This window comes from Glutamicibacter arilaitensis, from assembly GCF_044793945.1.
Taxonomy (GTDB): Bacteria; Actinomycetota; Actinomycetes; order Actinomycetales; family Micrococcaceae; genus Glutamicibacter; species Glutamicibacter arilaitensis_B.
In genome coordinates this window covers 2,170,426-2,187,162 of record NZ_CP084994.1, presented here as the reverse complement: position 1 = coordinate 2,187,162, position 16,737 = coordinate 2,170,426, and the positions used below count along the sequence as shown (strand labels likewise).

18 protein-coding genes and 1 pseudogene are annotated in these 16,737 nt (G+C 56.4%); 3 read left to right on the top strand and 16 right to left on the bottom strand.

What is annotated here, in order from left to right; genetic code table 11:
• Window positions 1–99: 99 nt before the first annotated feature.
• The 6 genes from LG294_RS10315 to LG294_RS10290 form a co-directional block, all read right to left on the bottom strand.
• Window positions 100–1,272, bottom strand: coding sequence for a thiolase family protein (locus LG294_RS10315; RefSeq protein WP_404285454.1), 1,173 nt, complete (start codon window positions 1,270–1,272; stop codon window positions 100–102).
• A complete protein-coding gene (locus LG294_RS10310) occupies window positions 1,269–2,738 on the bottom strand; it encodes a class I adenylate-forming enzyme family protein (protein WP_404285453.1) in 1,470 nt (489 codons plus the stop codon). Before LG294_RS10310 ends, LG294_RS10315 begins: the two co-directional genes overlap by 4 nt.
• Window positions 2,739–2,742: 4 nt before the next feature.
• Window positions 2,743–3,318 (bottom strand): biotin transporter BioY, encoded by a 576-nt coding sequence (locus LG294_RS10305; protein WP_404285452.1) that lies wholly within the window; start codon window positions 3,316–3,318, stop codon window positions 2,743–2,745.
• Window positions 3,319–3,361: 43 nt separating this feature from the next.
• On the bottom strand, window positions 3,362–3,967 hold the full coding sequence (locus tag LG294_RS10300; RefSeq protein ID WP_404285451.1) for an energy-coupling factor transporter transmembrane component T family protein: 606 nt from the start codon (window positions 3,965–3,967) through the stop codon (window positions 3,362–3,364).
• Complete coding sequence (locus LG294_RS10295; protein ID WP_404285450.1) at window positions 3,964–4,653, bottom strand: energy-coupling factor ABC transporter ATP-binding protein; 690 nt, start codon at window positions 4,651–4,653, stop codon at window positions 3,964–3,966. The genes LG294_RS10300 and LG294_RS10295 overlap by 4 nt, the downstream gene beginning before the upstream one ends.
• Before the next feature lie 148 nt (window positions 4,654–4,801).
• Entirely contained in the window at window positions 4,802–5,530 is a 729-nt protein-coding gene (locus tag LG294_RS10290) for a LysE family translocator (protein WP_404285449.1), read from the bottom strand.
• Window positions 5,531–5,684: 154 nt separating this feature from the next.
• Between LG294_RS10290 and LG294_RS10285 the strand changes: the two genes are divergently transcribed.
• Window positions 5,685–6,131, top strand: coding sequence for an Lrp/AsnC family transcriptional regulator (locus LG294_RS10285; protein ID WP_404285448.1), 447 nt, complete (start codon window positions 5,685–5,687; stop codon window positions 6,129–6,131).
• On the opposite strand, the gene LG294_RS10280 is transcribed toward LG294_RS10285, so the two are convergent.
• Window positions 6,128–7,342, bottom strand: a complete 1,215-nt coding sequence (locus tag LG294_RS10280) for an MFS transporter (protein ID WP_404285447.1) — start codon at window positions 7,340–7,342, stop codon at window positions 6,128–6,130. The genes LG294_RS10285 and LG294_RS10280 overlap by 4 nt on opposite strands.
• Window positions 7,343–8,032: 690 nt before the next feature.
• A pseudogene (locus tag LG294_RS10275) lies at window positions 8,033–8,147 on the bottom strand.
• A gap of 226 nt (window positions 8,148–8,373) precedes the next feature.
• Here LG294_RS10275 and LG294_RS10270 point away from each other — a divergent pair.
• On the top strand, window positions 8,374–8,907 hold the full coding sequence (locus LG294_RS10270; protein WP_404285446.1) for a hypothetical protein: 534 nt from the start codon (window positions 8,374–8,376) through the stop codon (window positions 8,905–8,907).
• A 77-nt stretch (window positions 8,908–8,984) separates the two neighbouring features.
• On the opposite strand, the gene LG294_RS10265 is transcribed toward LG294_RS10270, so the two are convergent.
• The 7 genes from LG294_RS10265 to LG294_RS10235 form a co-directional block, all read right to left on the bottom strand.
• Window positions 8,985–9,227, bottom strand: coding sequence for a hypothetical protein (locus tag LG294_RS10265; RefSeq protein WP_404285445.1), 243 nt, complete (start codon window positions 9,225–9,227; stop codon window positions 8,985–8,987).
• A 19-nt stretch (window positions 9,228–9,246) separates the two neighbouring features.
• Window positions 9,247–10,290: an N-acetylmuramoyl-L-alanine amidase gene (locus LG294_RS10260; protein WP_404285444.1), complete on the bottom strand. Its 1,044-nt coding sequence runs from the start codon at window positions 10,288–10,290 to the stop codon at window positions 9,247–9,249.
• A gap of 125 nt (window positions 10,291–10,415) precedes the next feature.
• On the bottom strand, window positions 10,416–12,179 hold the full coding sequence (locus tag LG294_RS10255; protein WP_404285443.1) for an SGNH/GDSL hydrolase family protein: 1,764 nt from the start codon (window positions 12,177–12,179) through the stop codon (window positions 10,416–10,418).
• 307 nt (window positions 12,180–12,486) lie between these two features.
• Window positions 12,487–12,915, bottom strand: coding sequence for a hypothetical protein (locus LG294_RS10250; protein ID WP_404285442.1), 429 nt, complete (start codon window positions 12,913–12,915; stop codon window positions 12,487–12,489).
• Between the two features lie 96 nt (window positions 12,916–13,011).
• Complete coding sequence (locus tag LG294_RS10245; protein WP_404285441.1) at window positions 13,012–14,364, bottom strand: pyocin knob domain-containing protein; 1,353 nt, start codon at window positions 14,362–14,364, stop codon at window positions 13,012–13,014.
• Window positions 14,365–14,871: a hypothetical protein gene (locus LG294_RS10240; RefSeq protein WP_404285440.1), complete on the bottom strand. Its 507-nt coding sequence runs from the start codon at window positions 14,869–14,871 to the stop codon at window positions 14,365–14,367.
• Window positions 14,872–15,163: 292 nt separating this feature from the next.
• Window positions 15,164–15,364, bottom strand: a complete 201-nt coding sequence (locus tag LG294_RS10235; protein ID WP_404285439.1) for a hypothetical protein — start codon at window positions 15,362–15,364, stop codon at window positions 15,164–15,166.
• A gap of 30 nt (window positions 15,365–15,394) precedes the next feature.
• On the opposite strand from LG294_RS10235, the gene LG294_RS10230 reads away from it, so the two are divergent.
• Window positions 15,395–15,826 (top strand): hypothetical protein, encoded by a 432-nt coding sequence (locus LG294_RS10230; RefSeq protein ID WP_404285438.1) that lies wholly within the window; start codon window positions 15,395–15,397, stop codon window positions 15,824–15,826.
• Here the strand turns inward: LG294_RS10230 and LG294_RS10225 are convergent.
• Window positions 15,823–16,734 carry a hypothetical protein gene (locus LG294_RS10225; RefSeq protein WP_404285437.1) on the bottom strand — a complete coding sequence of 304 codons (912 nt, stop codon included), beginning with the start codon at window positions 16,732–16,734 and terminating at the stop codon, window positions 15,823–15,825. The genes LG294_RS10230 and LG294_RS10225 overlap by 4 nt on opposite strands.
• Between the last annotated feature and the right edge of the window lie 3 nt (window positions 16,735–16,737).

Here is a 16,737-nt window from a genome sequence, read left to right as displayed (position 1 = left end):
ATTGGCACCTTTCGAATCTCTCAAGATTCGAAAGGTGCCTTTTCTTAATCCGCTAGTTGAATCTGCGCTGGAAGTAGCGCTATCCCATGGCCAACGGATTCAAACGCGCTGCGTGGAGACCGATTCAAAGGCCATCGCCGTGCCGGTGCCACCGGCGGCGGCCATGAGAGCCAGACATAGTTCTTCACTACGTGCATTGGCTTGCGCCTGCCAGAAGAGCCGGGTCACCAGCAGAGCTCCGCTGGCGCCATAGGGGTGGCCCAAAGCAAGCGCGCCACCATCACGGTTAACCGTTGATGCTGTGATTCCTAGCTCGGCAAGGCAAGCCAAGGCCTGTACGGCGAACGCTTCATTGAACTCAATGAGGTCCGCCTGTCTGAGCCGGTTTTCGCCAAGTAGCGTCGCAAGTTTTTGGTACGCGGGTACCGCAGCCATGCCAAGTATTTGTGGGTCGCAGGCGCCAGTCCCGGTCCCTAAATAACGCAGGGCAAACTGTGATCCGAGTTGCGCATAGTGCTCCGCATCGACAACTAGCACGGCTGCAGCTCCATCATTTATGGGGCATGAATTACCAGCCGTCACGGTACCTCCGGGAACGAACGCGGGACGTAAGGACGCGAGCTTTCTGGCCGAGAGTCCCTCTCGCGGGCAGGTATCGGACTGAACCACACCCGAAGGCGTGTCGACCGGAACGATTTCCTGGCTGAAGCGTCCGGCTTGCTGCGCTCGCACTGCGCGTTGGTGACTTCCTAAGGCAAACTCGTCTTGTGCGGCACGAGAGATATCAAACTGCGTGGCGATGTTCTCCGCGGCCACACCCATTTCCGGGTCGGCTTGCGGGCTCGGGGTGAAACGGGCACGCGAATAGATCCTTGGCGGACCGCTAGGATCCCCATTTTTCTCCATTCGCCAAGGGGCGGTTGAAACCGATTCAACACCGCCCGCGATCACCGCACGTGCCTCGCCACAGCGCACCATTCTGGCTGCGGCTGCGATTGCTTCCAACGCGCTCGCGCATTGGGCATCGAGGGTGGTCGCCGGCACGGAGTTGGGCAGCCGGGAAGCTTGCGTCGCTACGCGCGCAACATTTCCGCCGGGCCCTGCCGCATTCCCTGCAAAGACGTGGTCGACTTCCGCAGGGGAGATTCCGGAGTCCGCCAACAAAGCGTCAAAGACCTTGCCTAACAATTGGTCGGCCCCGAGGCGAGCGAATTCCTTATTTGAGCGCACCACTGGAGTACGCCTGGCGGCTATGATTAGGGCTTCTTTCATCGCAATCGTAGCTTTCTAAGTCCGGTTGATGGCGGTGCAGGAAGATTACGAATGTCTCGTTTTCCGCTATCGAGCAGCGGCCAAGAGGACAAAAACACCAGTTCATGGGGGATCTTGTAAATGGGCAGAACTTCGCGGAGCGCTTCAAGCAATGTAAGGGGATCGGGCAACGGCTGTTGTTGAGGATGCAATACGTAGGCGGTCAACAGAGTCCTGCCGGAGGCAATAAGGTGAGCCTGTACGAGCGGCTGCATCAGGCCTGCTGCTTCGAGCGCTGTGCTGATCTCAGCAGGGTAGACATTGTTTCCATTGATATTCATCATGTCGCCCCCGCGGCCCAGTATTTGGATGCGGTCACCGGGAATCAAACGGGCAATATCGCCAATTCCGGTCGCTTCCTCGCAACGCTCTAGTTGTCCCGAGCCCAGCGGGTCGTAACCGGTGGCGTTGAACGCGCTTCGAATCATGAGCCGACCTGTCCCATCGGTGGGATTCTGTGCATGCAAATGCGCCTGAACTCCAGCGAAGAGCGTTCCCGTAAAAGGGCTCTCCCCGGTTTCCTCAATGCTGCGCCGGCGGTAGGCAATGAGGCTGTGCTCGCTGCTGCCGAAGTATTCGGTGCACGTCATGTCATTCGAAAGACCTAGGACCTGCTGGGCTAGTTCCAAGCTCAAAGCCTCACCGCCGGTGACAACATGACGTAGGCCTGAGAGCAACTGGAGCGGTATCTGCTGCATTAACAACCGCACGAGTGCAGGAACTGCGACCAGTCGGTTGCAACTAGTTGTCTGTAGCAGTGGCCGAACCTTATCGGCCCGCCAACGACCCGGTGCCACGAGGGTGCCACCCAGAGCGACCGATTCAACCATCGCGTAGAGGCCGAGGCCATGCGCTAGTGGCCCTGGAACAAGAGTTTTCGAATCCTTGCTGGCACCTAGAATGGCCGCGCTGTGGTTTATCGATTGTTCCCATGATCCACGGGTGCGAACAACGGCCTTAGGGCTGCCGGTGGATCCTGAAGTGAAGATGAGCAAAAGCTCGGATTCCGAGCCGCTTTGCGAGGCAAGGAGCGGGACCGCCTCAGCTCGTTCGGAGTTTGGGCGCACGGGCAGGGCCGTGTGGCCGACAGCGGCCATTGAAGCCTCGCCGAGCTGATCTGTGAGGACCTTCGGTGAACCGAATTGCGTGAGCGTGTTCCGGAGCTTTTCGGCAGGCCATGATGGGTCGAGAATCATGGCGCTCACTCCGGCGAGCAGGCAAGCATGGAATCCTATGGCCAATGCGACCGGATCCGAGCAGTAGAGTCCGATTCGACGTCCAATGCTCGGATCCGTCTGCAACAGTTGAGCCAAATCGTGGCTGGATGCATACAGCGTTGCATAATCGATTACCTGGGAGCTGCTGATTACCGCCGGGTGATCTGGGCGAGTGAGTGCGTGCTGATGCAGTTGGCTAGCGAGATTCATGGGTCTAGCGCATGAGTCCCCGGTAGCTGCGGTGAACCGTGACGGCCACTAGCGTGGCAACTACTGCCTTGATCAGATCCCCTGGGATGAATGCCAGAGAACCAAGCGCAGAGGTACCCAAGTCAAGGCCTGTCACTACAGAAGTCCAGGGAATTCCGAAGAGGTAGATGACACCTATTCCGCCGAGCATGGTGGAAAGCAGTCCGGTCGCGATGCGCATGCCCTGGCTTTTCTGGCGAAGTACCCAGTACTTGAACAGTGCTCCGATGACTAAGGAGCCGAAAATCCAGCCGAGCAGGTATCCGCCGGTTGGCCCGAGCAGAACCGCAAGTCCGCCACGTCCACCTGCTAGGAGCGGTAATCCTGCAAGTGCAAGGACAACCACAATCAGGCTTGACAGCATGCCTCTGATGGGCCCAAGCAGAGCACCTGCGAGCATGACGCCTAAGGTCTGCAAGGTGATAGGCACTGGAATAATGCCAATCACGATGGGGGGCACCAGTCCCATCGCGGCGATCATCGCAGCGAAAATTGCTACGTAGACGGTATTTCGGGTTTGAGAAGAAGTGGCAGTTGCCATGGGAGGGTCCTAACGAGTGATGCTGCGAGTGATGAGGGCGAAATTATTTGTGCTTGTCGGCCGAGTCGTACCCACGAGCTTCCAATGCTTCGGCGGTATCGTCGGCAATGCGTAACGAACGAATCACCAGCGGGACTGCAACAGCCAAAGGGTTATTGGCGAGCCCGCGAGCGTGTTGTGCCTCGCGGACTTCTAGATAGACGCGCTTGAGCTCTGGAATGAAACGAATGGCTAGAGATAGCCCCAATGAAATTTGGGCCGGGTTCGCCCCCACATAACGCAGGGGAGAGGCCACCTGCTGAAAAAGTTCCAGCATGGCGTCGAACGTTGTCGTCAGGCTGACTGCGTAGGCAAACATGCACATGGTGAGCAAGCGAAGGACGGACACCGAGGCGTTCTCCCAATTGGTCTGTATACCCAGCGAAATAAAGACAAAGCTGAGTATCAGTAACAAGGTCACCAGCGGCGTGCGTAATTGCCGGAATTTCACTTGCGCGCTGAGCAGTAGCAGAATGCTGCAAATGAGAAGCGCGAAAAGCACTTGCCAACTATTGATCAAGTACAACCCGATGCTTACTACCAAAAGCGCTCCAAACTTCAGCCCGGCAGGAAGTTTAGCCAGGTAGGAAGTGTTGTGTGCCGCGATCATACGTGGCTCCACTGGCGGTAATGGTCAATGGCCTCCGCGGGAGAGCCATCAAAAGCAATGGTTCCGTCGGTGACGACCAGAACGCGGTCGAAATCATCGAGCAGCTCCAAATCATGGGTGATTACGATCGCGCGCTGGGGTAGCTGCGCGATCTCACGTTGGAACCGCAAGCGATTGCGCAGATCGAGCATGGTCGTTGGCTCGTCGAATACGATGGTGCGCGGCTGCATCGCGATCACAGCGGCCAGCGCGACCATCTGTTGCTCGCCACCCGAAAGTGTATGACTTTCTCGGTCCGCCAGATGCTTGATGTTAAGTTCGTCTAGGGTTTGTTCGACCCTGACCTTACGGTCAGCCTTTGATAGTCCAAGGTTCTTCAGGCCGAAAGCAATGTCGTCCGCCACCAGTGGCATGATGATTTGGTTTGCAGGGTTTTGGAAGACAAATCCTACATCGCGACGAATCTGTTTTGCATGCTTGGCGGTATTCAATTCGCCTACTCGCACCGTGCCATCGGTGGGAATAACGAGAGCATTGAGCAAGCGGGACAGGGTGCTTTTCCCTGCGCCATTGGCACCAATGATTCCGATGCGGCGTTCGTTGAGCGCCAAATTGACATCAGCCAAGACCGTGCGGTCTTCGAAGACAACGGTGACATGCTCAAGTTGGATCTCTGGTAGTTCCACAATGCTCCATCGCGACGTACTTGTTCGCCCAGTAAATCACCAGTGGCGATTTGGTGGTAGGGCTGCGTTCTTCGTGGTTGATTGACCCACTGAGAAAAGAGCATACTTGATCACTGTTCAATTGTCTTGATCGGTGTTCAATAAATATTTATAAGCCAAGGAACTGTTCATAGATAAGCACTAGTGAGAGTCCGATCATAATAATTCCAGAACATGCGGTCACTATGCGCGCCGCCAGCGGACGGGAGCGTAACAAAAGGCGCGAGGCGAAGGCAATTGAGAAATAAACGAAGACCGACACCGTGAAGTGAGAGAGCCCCAGTATTCCGGTCTGTAGCGACAGTGGCCAGGGTGCGGAGCGGTCAATGAATTGGGGGATGAGCGCAAGGTAGAGAAGCAGAGCCTTCGGGTTAGTGCCGCTGGTGAGTAGACCTTTGAAAAACGAGCCGCGCCATTGGCCGCGAGGGTTCATCCGCGTAGGTGCCTCGGTAAGTACGGTGGTAGCGCCGAAGGTAGGTTCCGCGGGAACGCTTGAAGAACTCACCGCTGTCATTGACTCGGAAGATGAAGTCGCCGTCGCATTGTAGAATTTCGCCGATCTCCAACTTGCCAGCGTGACGATGCCAAGCCACAAGAGGTAAAGGGATCCGGCCATGGTGAGCCATAACAGGAGCTGCGGTGAACTGGCCACAAGCGCCGCCACACCGCAGACCAGCAGGGCGGTATGAAATAGGTACCCGGTGAGGAGTCCCCAAACTGCTGCACGATATCCCTTGGGTCCAATGGCCGAAGAAATGATGTACGCCCAATCGGCACCCGGCGTGCAGGCGAGCGTAACGGAGACAAGCAGAAATCCGGTTAGTTGAGCGATATCCAAGGTGTCTCCTCATGGTTCTTGCAGTACTGGTACAACACTTGAGAATATTTATCGAAAAGTGTTTGCCGATTTTGCGTTGTTTCGCTGAATTTGAGCATGATTTATCCGATTTGTCGCCGTGCAACGCAAATAATTTGCGTTGTATGCTGAAGATATGGATAAATTGGATCGCGCAATTATTGCCGAACTGCAGCTGGACGGCCGCATGAGTGCAACTGCTTTGGCGAATAAGGTGGGCCTCTCCGTTGCCCCATGCCACCGTCGAATTCGCGAACTCGAACGCACGGGGGTGATCGCCGGATATCAGGCTGTTGTTGCGCCTAAACTCGTAGGATTAGCCTTCGAAGCATTGGTGTTCGTGACGCTGAAAGACCGAGCTCAACTCAAGGACTTCGAAGCTGCTGTAGAAAAAGATGAACTAATCGTCGAAGCGCAGCGGTTATTTGGCGAACCGGATTTCCTGCTTCGTGTGTACGCCAAAGACCTGACGCATTATCAGCACTTGTACGATGACGTATTGGTTGAGCTGCCTGGCGTAGAAAAGCTAACCAGCACGATTGTGATGCGAAATATTAAAGAGCGGGCGATCCTGCCGGTCTAGCCATTGACTTCAACTGCGTTGCCCGCTTGGGCGGCGCGAGGCGTGATGAGTAGCGAGATCACCAGGACGCCCGCGATGAGCCATAGTGCCTGTGGCAATCCGGTGATATCCGCTACGAAACCGATAACTGGAGGACCGCTGAGCATCGCACCGTAACCGAAGGCGCTGATGACGCTCACGGCTCTTGGGCCAAGATGATCGCTACGCGAGGCGGCGATCGACATGCCCACGGGGAAGCCAAGAGCGCTCCCGAGGCCCCAAAGAGCCGCGCCAGCTCCAAGAGTTGCAATATTATCGCCCAGAATAAATAGCACGATCCCGATAAGACCGATCATTCCCATGAACATCAACGAGCACTTGGTGCCAATGCGGTCCACAATTGGTCCACCGGCGAACCGGCCAATAGTCATGGCACCGGTGAATAAGGTGAACATCAGAGCCCCGCTTGCGTGGTCCAAGCTATGGCCGTCAACCGAAGCCACTGCCAGCCAGTCGTTGGCAGCGCCCTCGGCGAAGCTCAGTCCAGCAACCATGAGCCCGAGTAAGAGCAGCAATCCCCGGTGCGACCGTGCTCCCGAGGCCTTCAGCTGGTTCTTTTCTCGAGGAAGGGAGTAGTTGTAATTCCAATCCCTGATTCCAGACTGAGCTATCAGTGCCAAAACAATAATCAGGACGGCAACAAAAATAAAATGCCATGCCGTGGAAATACCCAAGCTGAGGGTGGCTGTTGCAATTCCGGCGCCAAGCAAGGAACCAAGGCTGAAGAAACCGTGCAGGGAAGGCATGAGGCTCTTGCCGAGCTTTCGTTCCACCTTGGCTCCATTGACGTTCATGGTGATGTCAAGACATCCGAAAATGAGCCCATTGATGAAAAGTACGACGAATGCCAAGGATTCGCTGTGCAGGATTGACACAGACATTCCAAGACCGACCAGTATTAGCGCAAGAAATATCGGTAGCACCAAAAGCAAGTTCTTGGCCGAGACTCTACGGCTCAGCATCGGTGCAAGCGTGATCCCGACCAGTGTCCCGGCAGTCATGCAGAAGAGGAATGCGCCTAGCCGAGAGCCAGAAAAATCAAAGATCATGTCAATGATCGAAAGTCGGCCCGCCCAAGAAGCGAAGGATAAGCCTGCAATCAAGAAGATCAGGTTAACGCTGAAGCGTTCACCGAATTTCGGCGTTGCTTGAGCGGGGGCGATGAGCGCCATTTACCGGTTCCTCCTGATTTGTACAGCACCTTGAGTTTATCCCAGTTTTAAAAAAGTTGAAACTAAAATCTATCCGATCCCGAGTACTGCTAGCGCACTTTTAGGCGGCACTAATGAAACTCCAAGTATCGGTTACTTTTCGGTATGGTATTCAGACATTTGAAGTGCTCACAAGGTTGCTAAGCCTGAGGATTTCTTCCGCGCTGGAATGTGAAGGGAGCGGCCATGAAAGTGTCTGCGAACAAGACAGTTTGGGATTTCTGGCAGACGGAGCGAGGAGATTTCGAACCAAATTGCGGCGCGTCGGCGCGTGATGACTTTCGACCACGAGAACAATCACGGCGGGCCAGCGCATTGGTCATATGGACGACTGTTCCGCGTCGACTCATTGAGAGTGGGCTGTTGTAAATATTCTTGGTGGTAGCAAACCTCAATGTTGACGAGTTACCTGCACATGCTCCATTGGAGGCGTCATGAAGTGCTCACTTTCCTGGCGGGCTATTTCAGGCCGGAACCTTTGCCAGAGGAATGCTTCATTTCGTTTGCGCAGATCCGGCGAGGGCGCATTGGAAAGGCGCAAAAACAAAAACTATGGTCAAACTATGGTCAAAACCCATTAAAGACTCGATCTCGGTTCAAAAATAAAAACCGCCGTTTACCTGTTTGACCAAGTGAACGACGGTTTCTAATTGGTACCCCCGGCCGGATTCGAACCGGCGACCTAGAGATTAGAAGTAATCAGCTGTAGGAAATTCCGAAATCTGCGAGCGTCGGTAACTGTCGTCTTACCGCATGATTCCGGGGTTTTCTCATTTTCGTTTTCGGCGTTCGTCTGGGGGAGTCTGGCAAAAGTGCCACAAGAAATGCCACAAGATGGGAAGGGTGTGTTGCCGAAATGAGGAAAGCACTCGGCCCTCACGTTGGTCACAAATCCATTTGGGGCACAATCGATCTATATAGTCATCTCCTAGAAGTCGAGCTTGCTAGCGGAGCGTCAATCGCCGACGAGGCTTTGGAAGAGAGGATGCGGCATGTCGTTATTCAGCAAATTCTTTGGTTCAAAGGTCAAAGAAAAAACAACGCCTGCTGAGTACAGCACTCCCGAAGAACGACGAGCAAGTCGTATAGCGGAGCGCCAGGCGCAGGTTGAATCTTTTCATGAGCGTGATAAAAAGCAGTACCCACAGAAGGCCAAGGCGGCCACGGTCAGGGGGAAGAGCTATATCTTTTGGGTTCCGAAAATTGAGGAGCTTAAGAGGAATGGTGACCTTGAAGAGGCACTGGATCTAACGCTTGAATGCTGTAAAGCGGCCGAACGAGCTAGAGAAGGTCGTGAACCTGCGCCTGCGTACACGAACCATGCAGCAATAATATGTCGCAAATTGGGATACCTAGTAGACGAAAAAAGGGCATTGGAACGATGGCTCAGCTTTGGTGTTCCTTCGGAGCGCTTCACTAGCCGTCTCGAAAAAGTTGATTCTCTTATTGAGAAGAAGGTAACTTCAGGAACGAGCTTGGATGATATGACACGTCCTCCAAAGACCATCCAGGGGAAATTGAAATAGTCGCCTGTCGCCCTACTTGTAGCACCACAACGCAGAAAATCGCCCCACCCTCGTAGGAGGATGGGGCGATTCTGTTTCTACTTCGGTGGGTCTACGTTTGCTCGTGCCAGCGCGGCTGCGACCAAGCCGACCACGCCACCGAGAATACCCACGATGCTGACCGTGAGTGTGATGAAGCTCTGCACATCATCGAGAGTGATGATCCGCAGAGTAACTAACGTGGCCACGATGAGGGCCGCGACCACGATGGCCACGGTGTAGAGCTTCTTTCGGGTTGCCGGGTCACTGAGCCCGGTGCCTTGTGCTTCGTACTTTCCCATGATGTTTCTCCTGTTCTCCTTATGCTCGTCGGTTGACTTCGGCGCGGACCTCCGCGTACTTCGCCGCGCTGATCCCGAGGGAGCGCTGCCGGTTCGCGTGGCCGTTGCCGTGTTTGCCCGCGATGACCTCTGTGGCCATCTGCGAGATGCTCTTTCCCTTCGGCTTCGCCGGGGCCTTCACGCCGGCCCGGCGGTTGATCTCGGCCCGCACCTTCGCGTACGTGTCCGAATCAACGCCGAGGCTGCGCTGGCGCTTCGCGTGCCCGTTGCCGTGCTTGCCAGCGATGACCTCGTTGGCCATGGTCGCCACACTCTTGCCCTTCGGCGCTGGCGGCTTCGGGGCGGCTGGGGCCTTGACGCCCGCGCGCTTGTTGACCTCGGCGCGGATCTTCGCGTAGGTCGCGTCGTCTACGCCGAGGGAGCGCTGACGGTTCGCATGCCCGTTGCCGTGCTTCCCAGCCCGCACCTCGGATGCGAGCTGCTGGATGCTCTTGCCGGCCGAGGACTTCTGCTCTTCGACCTTCTCAGGTTTCGGCTTCGCCACCGGCACCACGTCGCCCGACTTCGCGAGCTTGTTGATGGCGGGGATCTGCGCGTAGGCGTTCTTGCCCGGGCAGGCGGTCGACTTGGTGTCGCGGTGCCCGCCGTCGAGCTTCGGCTCAGTCCACCAGCCCTCGTCGATGCCCTCGTTCAGCAGCCATGCGAGCGAGGCGATCTGCTCGGCGGTGATCTGGTTGGCCTCGTAGTTGCCGGCTAGGCAGATGCCGGCGCTGATCGAGTTGCGGCCGGCGGTGTGCGCGCCGACGCGGCCGACGCTGTGGCCCTCGTAGATGCGGCCGGACGGGAAGATCACGAACGTGTAGCTGATGCCGCCCTTGAATCGGGACTGCCCAATGTCGTCCAGCTTGCGCATTTCGGCGTACTCCTGGGCGAGGGCCGCGGCCTTCGCCAGGTGCGCGGTCACGGAGTGGTGCAGCCACTTGTCGAGGCGGCCGACCTTGCGGTTGTAGAAGCCGTCGGCGTGCTCGGCTCCCCAGGTCTCGCGGGAAATGATTGAAGGCATGATGCGTTCCTTTCGGTTTCGGGCATAGAAAAACCCAGACACCGGATGTGCCTGGGTAAAAGAAAAAGGACCAGCAGTTGCTAGTCCTTGGTTATGAGAGTCAACTATCCCGGCAGATAGGTGGGTTAGGCAGCCGGAACGACTTCCGCGATCTTAAGATCATCCAGCGTCAGCCCAGTGGTCGCCCCTTCGGATTCGATGCGCGTCATAATTGACCCAACAACGTCCGGTACTGTCGCGGAAACCTTGACGACGTCATTGATCCTTAACTCGTGGACGCTTCCGTTAGATCGGACGGCTAGGACGTCTCCGTTGGCCACAGCTTGACTCAAGCCGTGCTGCACTTCTCCCGCCCCGGTATTCGTCAGGAGGACAGCAGTTCCATCAACCTTGATCTTGACTCGGGTGTTCATTGAGGACGATGCGCGGCGCGAGTATAGGTACCACGCTGCGCTTGTGGTCTTGGTGGTGACCTTGACTGATGCCTGGATGTTCTGCTTTGTGGTCGCGTAGTCGAGCATGCCGAACGATTTGACCAGCAGGGTTCCCCCTGATGTTTCGTAGGCGGTCGCGTGGGATGCAGTGGGAGTTATTGGCGAGCCGCCAAAGGCCACGTCCGATGCTCGGGTGCCAGCGTTGGAGGCATCCCCAGTGAAGCTGTCGGATGTGATCATGGCGAGTGTCGGCTCGGCTGGCGGCTCGGGCTCATCTGGTACGACCGCGACGGCGGGGGCTGTCGCGGTCGGAAGCCCAAGTCGATCCCACAATAGTTCGGTGAGGAATAAGTGCCCCCTGTCTGTCAGGTGAATCTCGTCGGTGTCCATCACGTCGAACGGGTCAGGCAGCGGTACGCCTAGCCGTTCAAATTCCGGTGCTACGTCGATATGTACTACTCGACCGGGAAAGGTGAAGGCCAGTTCTCGCAGTACGTCGCGGTAATCCGTGAATGGGTGAAGCTTCTCCACCCATGTGCGCCGCGAGTGCTGATGCACTAGAACATGCACGCAGGGGGTAGTGAGTCTCGCGTCGATCTGATCCATCCACGACACGAGGTTGGCTCGGTAGGTTGTTACGGCAATATCGCTGTTCCAGTCGTTGGAGCCAACCATGTGCATGACCATGTGTGGCTTGAGGTTGCCGATGATGTTGATGAATCCTGGGGAAAGGTAATCGCCACTGTTGGCACCTCCACCCGCGAGGTTTACGACCTGCACACCCGGCGCGCTGGACGGCGCGAACCCTCCCGCTGTAGTCCCAACGGGAATCTCCGAGCCTGCCGAGGACGGGTACACCTTTTGGAGCTTGGTCGCGAGCATATGGACGTACCCCTTGGCATCCACGGCGTTGTATCCTGCGGTGGTCGATGACCCAAGGAATACGAGTCGTGCCGTTGCTGTGTTGCGGTTGGCCAGCGCATCGTAGAGCCGAGTCAGGCCGCCACCTGACCGGAAGAGTATTGCCATAGTGTCGGACAGTGAGCCGGCAGCCCCTCCCCCTGATTCCGCGATTTTGTCATCAATCGCGGCGGATAGTGCACTTTCGGCAGCGCCGCCGGGGAGGATCGCCTGCTCTACTGCTTCGCCAGTGATCGTCTTAGCAGTTTCGGATGCTTCGACTGAAATGTCGCGTGCAGCCTCCGCGGCAGTACGGGCTTCGCCAGAGGCTGTCGCGGACTGTGCAGCACCAACCCGCGACGCCTCCGCATCAGCAGCAGTAGCCTTAGCGGCTTCAAGCTCAGCCCACCACACAGGATCAGGCTCAGCCACAGGGTCAAGGGTCTCCTTATCGACGCGCACTAATTCTGGTTCATCAACAGGCAAGAACTCGCCCGGATTATCAGGGTCAGGCACCGGCTCAGGAACGATGACATACGCGTACTCGGCAGTCACCCCGAAACTATGCGAATAAACCTCCCACACCCAACCCGTACCAGTCGGGGCAAGATCAACATCAGCCCGCCCCAAACCTTTCGGCACCTGAACCGAAAAACCAATCGGCAAAATGACCTCATCCGGATCACCCACCACCACACGCTCTCGCGTCGGAGTAAACCGGAGAGTCCCACTAGCAGGAACACGAGTACCATCCGCTGTGGGGCGCGTCCGGAAAAATCTAATTTGAGTCACAGCGCAGTCCTTTCGAGGGCATAAGAAAAGCCCTCACCGGGTTGGTCAAGGGCTTGATATTTAGATTGGGTTACTCGGCAGGTGGCTTCGTGGAGTACTGAGAATGCAAGTCCGTCAGCATCGGAGTCCAGTTCTCGGTCTGTTTCGTGTGCTCGGAGAACTCCTGCCGAAGTGCTTGAGTCTCACGCCGCCCCGCACGGTCTTCCGCGTGGAGCATGCCGATGTCCTTGCGAGTCTCGTAGTGGTCCTCGCGTAGACCACGCACGTCACGACCGAGCTCTTTCAGCAGGCCCATCGTCGCCTTGTGCCGTTCGTCCCCTTCTTCGCGGAGGTTGGTGTCATGGCTGTTCTTCACCTGCTCACGTGCTTCCTTCGCGTCCTTGCCGATCACGATCAGCTTCTTTCGAAGCGGGAGCCCGACTGTAATAAGTGCTGCCAGGACGATACCGAGGGTGGTTATGGTTTGGACGATGACAGCTTCAGTTAGCCATCCGGGCATGGCAGCTCCTATAAAAGTTGAGTGATGATTGGACACCCTTGCGGAGGGCATAAAAAATGCGCCCTCCGCACAGGCGCTAGTTATTCGTTGACGAGGTCAGGCGGCCACAGTGGACAGCACGCCGGTGTCTGACACTAGAATTTCCCAGAGCGCACCGTTTGGCGACGCGGTCACGAAGTGGCCGTTGCGCTTGATCTTGGCGACTACAACACCGTTGAGTTTGAATTCCAGGATGTCCCCGGTTCCCCACACCTGATTGAACGATGGGGTTTTGCGGGTGTCGTTCATGAATTCAAGCTCGTTCGTGAGCCGGAACCAGCGCGAGTAGTTCCCTGCGTCGTCCCAAGGGCCGAGCATGAAGAAATCGCCGTCACCCTTGAAATCCGGAGTAATTGAACTGTTCTGGGTGTTGTTGATCTGTATCGACGGCTGGGATCTGCAGTTGTCGATGATCATCGCCGAACGTGCGTTGGAGTATTGGTGCAGCACCCATGCGGTGGTTGCTCCCGGCCAGTTCTGGGTGTTGATCGCATACCCTTGACCGTGGTGATCCTGGTCGATGAACGTCACGGACGAACCAGGTGTGTCCTCCTGCAACCACGGCAAACCTGTAGGTGGCTGTAACGGGGTATATCCGTCCACTACACCGGCTTGGCTCCAAACACCCCACACGCCTGAAGTGTTCTTCGTTTGAGTGAAGACGCCCTTGCTGTTCGTGTACTGGCGGTTATTGCCCGACTGGAGCAGGAAACCTTGCAGGTTTCCCGGGAAGCCGAGGGACTGGGCGACACCGTTGTTTGGTGCTTCCCACCAGCCGTCCTCGAGTACGTCCATGTTCTGCTGCGCGATCAGGACACCAATGGTGACACCGTCGCCCCCGCCACCACCCGTTTTAGGCTCCCAGCCCTGCCAACCGTTCGTGGTGCGTCGATTGATCCACTCGCGGTTTGGTTGTGCCCACTCGGTGAACTCAGCCAAACCGTAACCGGCGGGGTGCGTGCCCTTGCGGAAGTCACCGGTTACTACTGGCAAATTCCACACTGACTGCAACTGCGACTGATCGTTGAAGTACCAGCCGTCAGGCAGGTCATCCCACACCATCGTGCCGTGCGTGGCCGTGCGCAACCGGATCGGGCCGAGTGATTTCGGGGCCCATTCCTGCCAGCCGGACGAGGTGCGCCGGCTGACCTGTGTCGTGCCAACAGCACCCCACGTGGTGAACTCGCGAATACCGAGAGCGCCAGACTTTGCTGTTTCAAGGAAGCCAACACTACTGACTGGTAAATTCAGGGCATCAGCAACAGCTGTGGACGGGACCAGCCACATGCCGTTAGCGATCGTGTCAAGGTTGCTCGTGGTCGTCAGAGTACCTTTGAACCAGTCCGGACCCTGTGGCCCCGGTAGGCCTCGGGGACCTCTATTGTTTCCACCTACAATTCCGTGAAGCATTTAGGCTTCCCACCAATCTGTAATAATGTCCCCGATAATGAAATTGGGGTGCGGCCCTGTTTCTCGGTCTGGGTCGTCCGGATCTAAGTAGTTCCAGATCGTTGCGCCTGATGGTGGCGGGTCCAAGCCGAACCACCAGACCATTGGGTTAGCACTACCGCCCCCGCCTGAAGTCCGATCGATAAGGTCTCCAAGGTTGTGCGGACCACCACTGGGCACCTTGATTCGTAGTGTGCGGTCACGGAGCGTGCCAGCCGGGGTGTTCCAGACCAGTTCCACGTCGTACCAAGAATCGAAGTGGAATCCGGAGGTTGCGGTGAGGTTCACCTGGAATGCGCCCGAAGACTCCGGGACCACCGGATATTCGGTTGTCGGGTACACGTTGCCTTTGCCGCTGCCAGCGGCGGTGACGTTCGTTACCGGTTCCAGATGGAAGATGACGTTCGGAACGGCATTTGGCATGGGTAGGCTTCGCAGGTCGAAAACGTTCCCGGTAACTATTGGCATTCCGCCTCCTTAACTGGAAAACCCACCGGCTATGCGGTGGGTTGTTGAGTCATAATATTTTGGTTGAGCAGTCGGAGGTATCTTCCACGCGGCAATGTCTACTGGTTGATATTGGCAAGAGTCTTCCGCTTCCCATTTTTTGAGGTCCTCCGGATATTGGGTATTGGCATACTTCTTACAAGCGTCCTCATATCCTTCTGCTTGGACACGAGCGAGGTGCCTCAGTCCGTTCAATCCGCCTAGGGTGGGTGTGCAACTGTTCATGATTATTTGAACGCCGAAGGTTTCCATGTCAGTCTCCCAAGTTTGCGTATTTGATTTGTCCGTTTAGTTGGGCCTGCGTGACTTGCGCGGACGATAACGCCCGGCTTAGTTCGTCAATCATTGAATCAGCAATGAATACTTGCCGTCGAAGCTCCACGTTTTCCGCTTCGAGCTTTTCGACCTCTGTAAGACCGTCTGTTACGGGGTCTTGATCACTTGTCTCTGCCATTTGTCGGCTCCTTAGATTAATGTGGTGGGTATGCGCCCAAAACTTATTGCCCTACTTGCTGCATCCGCTATCGCCCTTGTTGGGTGCGCGTCCGCTGAACCGAGCGTCGATCCCACCGCGACAGTTGCCGTCGATACGGCAAAAGAGGCTCTCGAAGGTGCCGAACCCGGAACCGTTTACGACCCGGTGACGAAACAGACTATGAGCATGGACGAATATGCTGCACTCCCGGCGCAAACTCCGGAAGTTGACGAGGCCGGTATCGTGGAGGAGCGGTTCGCAGACTTTGCCGAGGACCGAGCTGACGCGCATGGAGTCAAGAAGCCAGACCGGAAGAAAGCTATTGACGCGTTGCATGCGTTTTGCGATGACGGAAAGCCGTTCAAGATCTCAACTTCAAAAGTACTAAACGACAATCTTGAAATTGGCGCCGATCAATCGACATGCCAAGCTATCGGTTAAGTGATGTGGAAGAACAAGCCGTTTGCCGGGTTGAAATAAACGTTCGACTGCACGCCCTGTATGCTCGGCAGCCCACTGATACGTAGTCGCTGATTGGTTATCTCGCTGGCCGTTCCAATGAAAAGCTGTGGCACACGTGCCGCGTTGATCACTTCCAGTTCGCCTCGCACCCAAGTTTTAGTGGCGGTTAGATCGATTGCACCCGTACTGGCAACTACGCGTGAGCTGTTCCCATACACGAGTTCCGCACGAGAGCTATTCAGGTTGACCGAGGAAGTGGCTGATCCCGAAAGGCCGATATCGTCTGCGCCGTTGGAGAAAAGCCAACCGCCCGGCGCTTGAATGAGTCTTGGTGATTCTGGGTCGATGATGAAGCTGCCGAACGTTGCTTTGCCGGTCGGTTCAATCTTCGTAACACCGGACTTGAACAACCCGCCTTCTATGATCTCGAAGTCGGCTGCTACTGTCGTTATGCCTTGGATGTCTAGCGTCCCGGAGATAGTCGTTGGCCCGTCAACGGCGAGCAAACCCGTGATTGTGGTGTCTCCGCCGATGTCCAGGATGCCGTCCAACGTGGTTGGCCCGGTAACGTTCAGCTCGCCAGTGATATTGGTGTTGCCACCAATAGTCGTCGTGCCAGTGATGTTCAACGGGCCAGTGATACCCGTCGAACCGGACAGGTTGATCTGCCCCGACGCATTCAAAATTCCCGTCACCGAGAGCGTTCCGCCGACCGTCGCCGTTCCAGTCACAGCCAGCGTGCCAGCGATCGACACGTGCGAACCGTTCAGCCAACGCGTCGTCCCACGCTCCACCGCTGCACTCGATAAAGGGGTTTGCGTGCCATATGAAGACACTTGACGCTTGTTGTCCTTCGTCTTGGCTCGCGTCTGGTCGATCCGCTTCACAAT

Coding starts and splice junctions, on each gene's coding strand:
- LG294_RS10300 (WP_404285451.1), bottom strand. CDS start 3,967: ATGATCGCGGCACACAACACTTCCTACCTGGCTAAACTTCCTGCCGGG.
- LG294_RS10305 (WP_404285452.1), bottom strand. CDS start 3,318: ATGGCAACTGCCACTTCTTCTCAAACCCGAAATACCGTCTACGTAGCA.
- LG294_RS10245 (WP_404285441.1), bottom strand. CDS start 14,364: ATGCTTCACGGAATTGTAGGTGGAAACAATAGAGGTCCCCGAGGCCTA.
- LG294_RS10235 (WP_404285439.1), bottom strand. CDS start 15,364: ATGGCAGAGACAAGTGATCAAGACCCCGTAACAGACGGTCTTACAGAG.
- LG294_RS10250 (WP_404285442.1), bottom strand. CDS start 12,915: ATGCCCGGATGGCTAACTGAAGCTGTCATCGTCCAAACCATAACCACC.
- LG294_RS10240 (WP_404285440.1), bottom strand. CDS start 14,871: ATGCCAATAGTTACCGGGAACGTTTTCGACCTGCGAAGCCTACCCATG.
- LG294_RS10315 (WP_404285454.1), bottom strand. CDS start 1,272: ATGAAAGAAGCCCTAATCATAGCCGCCAGGCGTACTCCAGTGGTGCGC.
- LG294_RS10270 (WP_404285446.1), top strand. CDS start 8,374: ATGTCGTTATTCAGCAAATTCTTTGGTTCAAAGGTCAAAGAAAAAACA.
- LG294_RS10230 (WP_404285438.1), top strand. CDS start 15,395: ATGCGCCCAAAACTTATTGCCCTACTTGCTGCATCCGCTATCGCCCTT.
- LG294_RS10280 (WP_404285447.1), bottom strand. CDS start 7,342: ATGGCGCTCATCGCCCCCGCTCAAGCAACGCCGAAATTCGGTGAACGC.
- LG294_RS10285 (WP_404285448.1), top strand. CDS start 5,685: ATGGATAAATTGGATCGCGCAATTATTGCCGAACTGCAGCTGGACGGC.
- LG294_RS10260 (WP_404285444.1), bottom strand. CDS start 10,290: ATGCCTTCAATCATTTCCCGCGAGACCTGGGGAGCCGAGCACGCCGAC.
- LG294_RS10265 (WP_404285445.1), bottom strand. CDS start 9,227: ATGGGAAAGTACGAAGCACAAGGCACCGGGCTCAGTGACCCGGCAACC.
- LG294_RS10310 (WP_404285453.1), bottom strand. CDS start 2,738: ATGAATCTCGCTAGCCAACTGCATCAGCACGCACTCACTCGCCCAGAT.